This window comes from Paenibacillus sp. DMB5 (genome assembly GCF_001517085.1).
Taxonomy (GTDB): Bacteria; Bacillota; Bacilli; order Paenibacillales; family Paenibacillaceae; genus Paenibacillus_AQ.
Map to the genome: position 1 here is coordinate 24,893 of NZ_LRAC01000162.1, position 6,993 is coordinate 31,885.

The 6,993-nt window shown below is 54.4% G+C and carries 4 protein-coding genes; all 4 read left to right on the forward strand.

The annotated features are described in order from the left end of the window. The first annotated feature begins 59 nt into the window (after nucleotides 1-59). Nucleotides 60-3,584 carry a transcription-repair coupling factor gene (gene mfd, locus AWJ19_RS29805; RefSeq protein ID WP_068728919.1) on the forward strand — a complete coding sequence of 1,175 codons (3,525 nt, stop codon included), beginning with the start codon at nucleotides 60-62 and terminating at the stop codon, nucleotides 3,582-3,584. After that, nucleotides 3,571-4,632, forward strand: coding sequence for a peptidylprolyl isomerase (locus AWJ19_RS29810; RefSeq protein WP_068728921.1), 1,062 nt, complete (start codon nucleotides 3,571-3,573; stop codon nucleotides 4,630-4,632). Before mfd ends, AWJ19_RS29810 begins: the two co-directional genes overlap by 14 nt. Before the next feature lie 285 nt (nucleotides 4,633-4,917). Continuing rightward, nucleotides 4,918-5,460: a stage V sporulation protein T gene (spoVT, locus tag AWJ19_RS29820; RefSeq protein ID WP_068728925.1), complete on the forward strand. Its 543-nt coding sequence runs from the start codon at nucleotides 4,918-4,920 to the stop codon at nucleotides 5,458-5,460. Nucleotides 5,461-5,596: 136 nt separating this feature from the next. Continuing rightward, a partial coding sequence (locus AWJ19_RS29825; protein ID WP_068728927.1) for a polysaccharide biosynthesis protein occupies nucleotides 5,597-6,993 on the forward strand: 1,397 nt, incomplete at its 3' end.

Sequence of the window (6,993 nt, forward strand, 5' to 3'; positions counted from 1 at the left end):
AACGGGAGGCAGTGATCGATAAATCACTGCGGCCTGTTCAGTTAGAGAGGTGTCTTTCGTTGTTACACGGTCTTATAGAGGCTTTTTCCAAAGATCCTGATTTTCAATCTGTTACCCGTGGCGTAGCAGCAGGTATGAAGGAGCAGCTGATCTCGGGGCTTTCCGGCTCTGCCAGACAAATTATGCTGGCGGCACTGCATGAAGAGCTCGCCCGGCCGCTGCTTGTAGTAACGCATAATATGTTCTCGGCCCAGAAGATGGCTGAGGATTTGCAGGAAGCGCTTTCTCCTGACCGGGTGCTGCTCTATCCTGCCAATGAGCTGGTTGCGGCTGAAGCGGCAGTATCCAGTCCGGAGACGCTGGCCCAGCGGATTGACGTGCTTACCCGGTGTGCACAGGGCTTCCGCGGAGTTGTCGTGGTTCCCTATTCCGGCGTCCGCCGGCTGCTGCCTGCACCTCATGTAATGGCAGAAGCACAGCTGACTATATCTCAGGAGGGAACCCTCTCCCTTGATGAATTTTTGATGTCGATGATTGAGATGGGATATGAGCGGGTAGAGCGTGTAGAGAACCGCGGTGAGCTCAGTGTACGCGGGGGCATTATCGACTTCTATCCGATGACTTCTCCGCTGGCCTACCGGGTGGAGCTGTTCGATGATGAGGTCGATTCGATCCGTACCTTTGATCCGGCAGATCAGCGGTCTATTGATAAAGTCCGGAGTGTAAAAATTACCCCGGCAAAAGAAATCATTGCCGACCAGTCCCGGCTGGACTCGGCTGCAACCGCGGCAGCGGCGATGCTGGAGCGTCAGCTGGAGAAAATGACCGACCGCCAGGCGAAGCTGCGTCTGCGTGAGGAAATGGGCCGGGAGCTTGAAATGCTGCGTGAAGGCACCTATTTCCCTGAAATCTATAAATATATCAGTCTCTTATATCCTGAGCGTACGCATCTGTATGACTATATGGCCGAGGATACCCTTCTGGTGCTGGATGAGCCGGCCCGGCTGCTGGAAACGGCGAAGCAGCTGGAACGTGACGAATCCGAGTGGAACCTGCACCTTCTTCAGAACGGGAAGAATCTGCCCGATCTTCATCTCTCGGTAGATAATGATGTTATCATGTACCGGCGCCCGTTCCAGAGCCTGTTCATGTCGATCTTTTTGCGTCAGGTTCCCCATATCCAGCCGCAGAACATCCTGGGCTTCATCAGCCGCGGCATGCAGGATTTTCATGGGCAGATGAATGTACTGAAGTCGGAGATGGAGCGCTGGCAAAAGTCAGGCGTGAAGGTAGTAATGCTCGCAAGCAGCGAGGAGCGGATGGAGCGTGTCCGCCGGGTGCTCGACGATTACGGTATTGAAGAGCCGATGCTGCTGCAGGGCAACCTGGGCTCAGGATTTGAGCTGCCGTCGATACATCTGGCCGTCATCACCGAGGGTGAGATGTTCTCCCAGAAGCAGCGCAAAGCGCGCAAGCTGTCCAAGGGAATTGATAACGCCGAGCGGATCAAGAGCTATACCGAGCTCAAAATCGGAGATTATGTCGTTCATCAGAATCATGGTATCGGCAAGTATATGGGCATCGGCACGCTGGAGGTCAGCGGAATTCACCGTGACTATATGCATATCATGTATGCCGGCGGCGACAAGCTGTCTGTACCGATTGACCAGATTGACCTGATTCAGAAATATGTCGGCTCAGAAGACAAGGAGCCAAAGGTATACAAGCTGGGCGGCAACGAATGGACGAGAGTCACCAGCAAGGTTCGTTCCTCTGTACAGGACATTGCCGATGACCTGATCAAGCTCTATGCGGAACGGCAGAGCGCACTCGGTTACGGGTTCGAGAAGGATACACAGGAGCAGCGCGAGTTCGAGGAAATGTTCCCGTATGAGGAGACGCGCGACCAGCTCCGGGCAATTGAAGAAATTAAAAAGGATATGGAGCAGAACCGTCCCATGGACCGGCTTTTGTGCGGGGATGTAGGCTATGGCAAGACCGAAGTCGCGATCCGTGCCGCGTTCAAATCGGCGATTGAGGGCAAGCAGGTAGCTGTGCTTGTACCGACCACCATTCTGGCTCAGCAGCATTATGAGACGTTCCGCGAGCGTTTTGGCAACTACCCGATCAACATTCAGGTGCTCAGCCGGTTCCGCAGCCGCAAGGAGCAGAATGAAACGATTAAAGGTGTGAAGCAGGGAACCGTAGATGTAATTATTGGAACACACCGGCTGCTCTCGCAGGATATGGTCTTTAAGGATCTGGGTCTGCTGATTGTCGATGAAGAGCAGAGATTTGGGGTAACCCATAAGGAAAAGCTTAAAAAGCTCAAAACAAATGTCGATGTCCTGACCCTCACTGCAACGCCTATACCGCGTACGCTGCATATGTCCATGCTGGGCGTGCGGGATTTGTCCGTTATAGAGACGCCACCGGAGAACCGCTTTCCCGTACAGACGTATGTGGTTGAGCACAGCCACACTCTTACACGTGAAGCTGTAGAGCGTGAACTGGCCCGCGGAGGCCAGGTTTACTATCTGTACAACCGGGTTCAAGGGATTCATGAAATGGCAGCACAGATATCCATGCTCGTTCCGGAAGCGCGTGTCGGCGTGGGGCACGGGCAGATGTCAGAATCGGAGCTGGAAAAAACCATTCTCGATTTCCTTGACGGTGAGTATGATGTGCTCGTTAGCACCAGCATTATTGAGACAGGGGTTGACATCCCTAACGTTAACACCCTGATTGTCCATGATGCCGACAAGATGGGCCTGTCCCAGCTCTATCAGCTGCGCGGGCGTGTCGGGCGGTCCAACCGTATCGCCTATGCCTACTTTACTTATCAGCGGGACAAAGTGCTGACAGAGGTAGCTGAGAAGCGCCTGCAGTCAATCAAGGAGTTCACTGAACTCGGCTCCGGCTTCAAAATTGCAATGCGTGACCTCTCGATCCGCGGAGCGGGAAATCTGCTCGGGGCAGAGCAGCACGGCTTCATTGCTTCGGTCGGCTTTGATCTGTACTCACAGATGCTTGCAGAGGAAATCCGAAAGCGTAAGGTTACTGTGCTCGGCGAAGAGGATACTTCGCTGAAGCAGGGAAATACGGTCATTGATTTGTCGATTGACGCCTATCTTCCGTCAGAGTATATTTACGACAGCATCCAGAAAATTGAAATCTATAAAAAGGTTGCGGCAGTGGCTTCCTTTGAGGATGCAAGTGAGCTGGAGGACGAGCTGCTTGACCGGTTCGGCGAATTACCCGAAGCTGTCGTCAATCTGCTGTCGGTTGCCCGGCTGAAAGTATACGGTAAGCTGTACGGCATGGAGTCCATGGTCCGGCGCGGTGATGAGGTATCGCTTAATTTCCATGAAGGGGGCGCGGCCGCTTTTGATACGGCTAAGCTCGCCAAAGTTGGTAATAGCTTCGAAAGACGTGTACAATTTGATAGAGAGGCCAAGGCTGGCATCCGCATCAAAGCCAAGGATCTCAGTGATAAAGAGCTGCTTGATCTGCTGGAGCAGTTTCTGGCGGCAGCCAAAGAGTCGTTAAAACCGAAGGGAGAATTACACAATGTCAGTAAATAAAACAAAATCATGGAAGGTGCTGCTGGTTTCTTTAGCCGCAGCCGTTTCCTTCTCCATGCTGTCTGCCTGCAGCAGCAATAATAATAACACCGCAGCCGAGGATAACACCCAGGCAGTCGCAACGTACAAGGATGGAACGATTACAGAGAAGGAATTCGATCTGGATACTAAGGTCATGAAGTTCCTTTCTCCGCAGCAGGCGGCATACCTGGAGATTGACGCCTTTAAGGAATCCATCCTGAAGCAGGAGGTTGCCTTTGAATATCTGTCGGGACAAGCTACGGATGAGGCGAAGAAGCAGGCCGAGAAAGAAGCGGATGTACAGGTAAGCTCAATGAAAGAGGCGCTGGGCGACACTTACGAAAGCTCTCTGAAGGAAGCGGGTCTGACTGAAGCAGACATTCGCTCCTACATGGTCCGTGTACTCACCGTTTACCAGGACATGCTGCTGAAAATTACCGACGATGAAGTTAAGGCTGAGTTTGAGGCAACCAAAGGGGACTACACCGTTGCTACACTGCGTCATGTCCTGGTCGGCCTGACTGATGCTGACGGCAAGGAACGGACGGATGAGGATGCACTGAAGCGCGCTAACGAAGTTAAGGCCAAGCTTGACGCTGGCGGTGATTTCGCGGCAATTGCCAAGGAGTACTCTGATGACACCGGCTCGGTTGAGTCCGGCGGCGAATACAAAGACAAGGCTCTGGGCACTTATGTTGAGGAATTCAAACAGGCTGCACAGACCCTGCCGCTGAACACCATCAGTGATCCGGTAAAGACCAGCTTCGGATACCACGTCATTGAAGTGGAGTCACGTACAGAGACCACCTTTGACAAGCTGACTGACGAGCAGAAGGAAACCGTCAAGAGCACGCTGGCTTCAAAGAACCTGGAGACCTTCCTTGATGAGGAGCTTGATTCACTGAATATCGAGATCAATCTGCCTAAGAGCACCGCCGCTGCCGAAGAATCCGGAACAACGGATAGCGGTACTGCAGCTACTGCAGCACCAAGCGCAACACCGGCTGCTACAGAAGCAGCCCAATAATATGCACATACGGACAAGCCATCCTGACGCTTCCAAGCGAGGGATGGCTTTTTTTTGCGTAAGGAGTGTATGTATACTAAAGGGCAATCAGGCACAAGCTTGGTATGAATACCCGGATAATGTACGGACCTGGAGCTTGTGTTTATTTAAGGGCCGGGCATGTATAAGGAATTGGGAACAGATGAATACTATGGTCAGATATTACGATAAATCACCGGGATTATTCTTTCCCGTAATGGACAGTAGTTGGACCATACTTCTTAAGAAAGCGGGGCAACATGTGAAATGAAAGCTACTGGTATTGTTCGCCGTATTGATGACCTGGGCCGTGTTGTTATTCCTAAAGAGATTAGACGTACACTGCGTATCCGTGAAGGGGATCCGCTGGAAATATTCGTTGATCGCGACGGTGAAGTCATACTGAAAAAGTACTCTCCTATCGGGGAACTGGGCGACTTCGCCAAAGAATACGCGGAATCGCTTTATGAGGGTACAGGGCATATTACAATGATTACCGACAGGGACAGCTTTATCGCTTTGGCCGGCGGCTCCAAGAAGGAATATCTGGACAAGCAGGTCGGGGCGCTGCTCGAGAAGGTCATGGAGAGCCGCAAGACCATGCTGGAGACGAACGGCGGAAATTACGACATCAGTAAAGAGCATTCCGAACTGCTGTCCAGCTATGTGGCTGCCCCCATTATTTCCGGTGGTGATCCGATCGGCTGTGTAGTACTGATGAACAAGGACGATTCAGTAAAAATGTCACAGATGGAAGTAAAGATGGCCGAGACTGCTGCCGCCTTCCTGGGGAAGCAAATGGAGCAGTAGAAGGTTTGGTGCCGGGAGCCCCGCTTTCCTTTTGATCCTAGATCAAGGGGGGCGGGGTTTTGTCGTCTGCCTGCTTGCGGTATAATATAGAAATTCATCCTATTATAGCGGTTATTGCTGCAGAAGCAGGTAAATTATGAAATCAGGCACACCCGGCTCAAAATTGCTGCAAGGGGCATTTATTCTCAGCGCGGCAGCCATTGTATCCAAGCTTATCGGTACCCTGCAAAAAATACCGCTGCAAAATCTGGGCGGAGACGCCGTATTTGGCATTTATAACACGGTTAATCCGTTGTATACGATGCTGATTACGGTAGCCATGCTGGGTCTGCCGTCAGCCATCTCCAAATTTGTAGCCGAAGCCTCCGCCGGAGGCGACGAAGCGGAGGGACGCAGGGTTCTGCGGTTGTCAGCCGTTCTAACCGCGGTCTGCGGGATTATCATCGGTATACTAACCTATGCAGGCGCTCCTGTCATCGCCCGTATTGTGGGCAATTCGCACATTATCCCGGCCCTGCATACCAGCGCCTTCGGGCTGGCAGTTGTTCCGCTAATGGCAGCTGTGCGCGGTTACTTTCAGGGGCTGCACAATATGCTGCCAACCGCTGTCTCACAGGTTGTTGAACAGTCAGTACGCGTCATTGTCATGATCGCGCTGCTGCTGTATCTGACCGGACGCGGGGCTGGAGCAGCAGAGATCGCTGCTGGTGCGCTGCTCGGATCGGCAGCAGGCGGAGCGGCCGGGCTGCTGGTCATGCTGCTCTTCTGGAGACGGCACCGCCGTCAGACGGGCGGGCGGCTGTCCGGAAAGGATGCATCAGCCGTTGGGCAAACCCTGCTCAGCAATAATGCTGCGGCTGCAGGCCGGATCAAACGGGCGTCCGCCTGGCAGCTGCTGGCCTACGGCCTGCCAGTGATGCTGGGGGCGCTGGCTGTGCCGCTGATCGGGCTGGTCGATGTCTTCACCGTTCCGCGGCTGCTGTCGCCCGCTTACGGCGAGACGGCCTCCATGGCCCAGTTCGGCATCTATAACCGCGGTCTGCCGCTCGTGCAGATCGTAACCATGCTGGCGACCTCGCTGTCGGTCGTCTTCATCCCCGCGCTCGCGGAAGCGAAGTACCGAGGCGATGATGCCCTGATCCAGACCCGCTGCAGCCTGTCGCTGCGCTGGTTCTGGCTGCTGGGCCTGGCCGCCTCGGTCGGCCTGGCGGTTCTGGCAGAGCCCGTTAACTTGGCTCTGTACGGCGATGCCGCAGGCAGCGGCACGATGATGTGGCTGGCCTTTACCGCCGCCGGCGGTACGATCAGCATCATCTCTGCCGCGCTGCTGCAGGGCCTGGGCGCCGTGCGCGCGCCGGCGCTGCATCTCCTGGCTGCCGCTGTGCTGAAGGCAGCCCTCAACCTGCTGCTGGTGCCGCAGCAGGGCATTACCGGCGCTGCCATCGCGAGCGTGGCGGCGCACGGGTTCGCAGCAGCGCTGAACTGTTGCTGCTGCTGCACCGGCAGGGCTATCTGCGGCTGCGCCCTGCAGAT

Bases quoted from the DNA above. Each gene is read 5' to 3' on its own strand.
- AWJ19_RS29810 (WP_068728921.1), top strand. From the start codon at position 3,571: ATGTCAGTAAATAAAACAAAATCATGGAAGGTGCTGCTGGTTTCTTTA.
- spoVT (WP_068728925.1), top strand. From the start codon at position 4,918: ATGAAAGCTACTGGTATTGTTCGCCGTATTGATGACCTGGGCCGTGTT.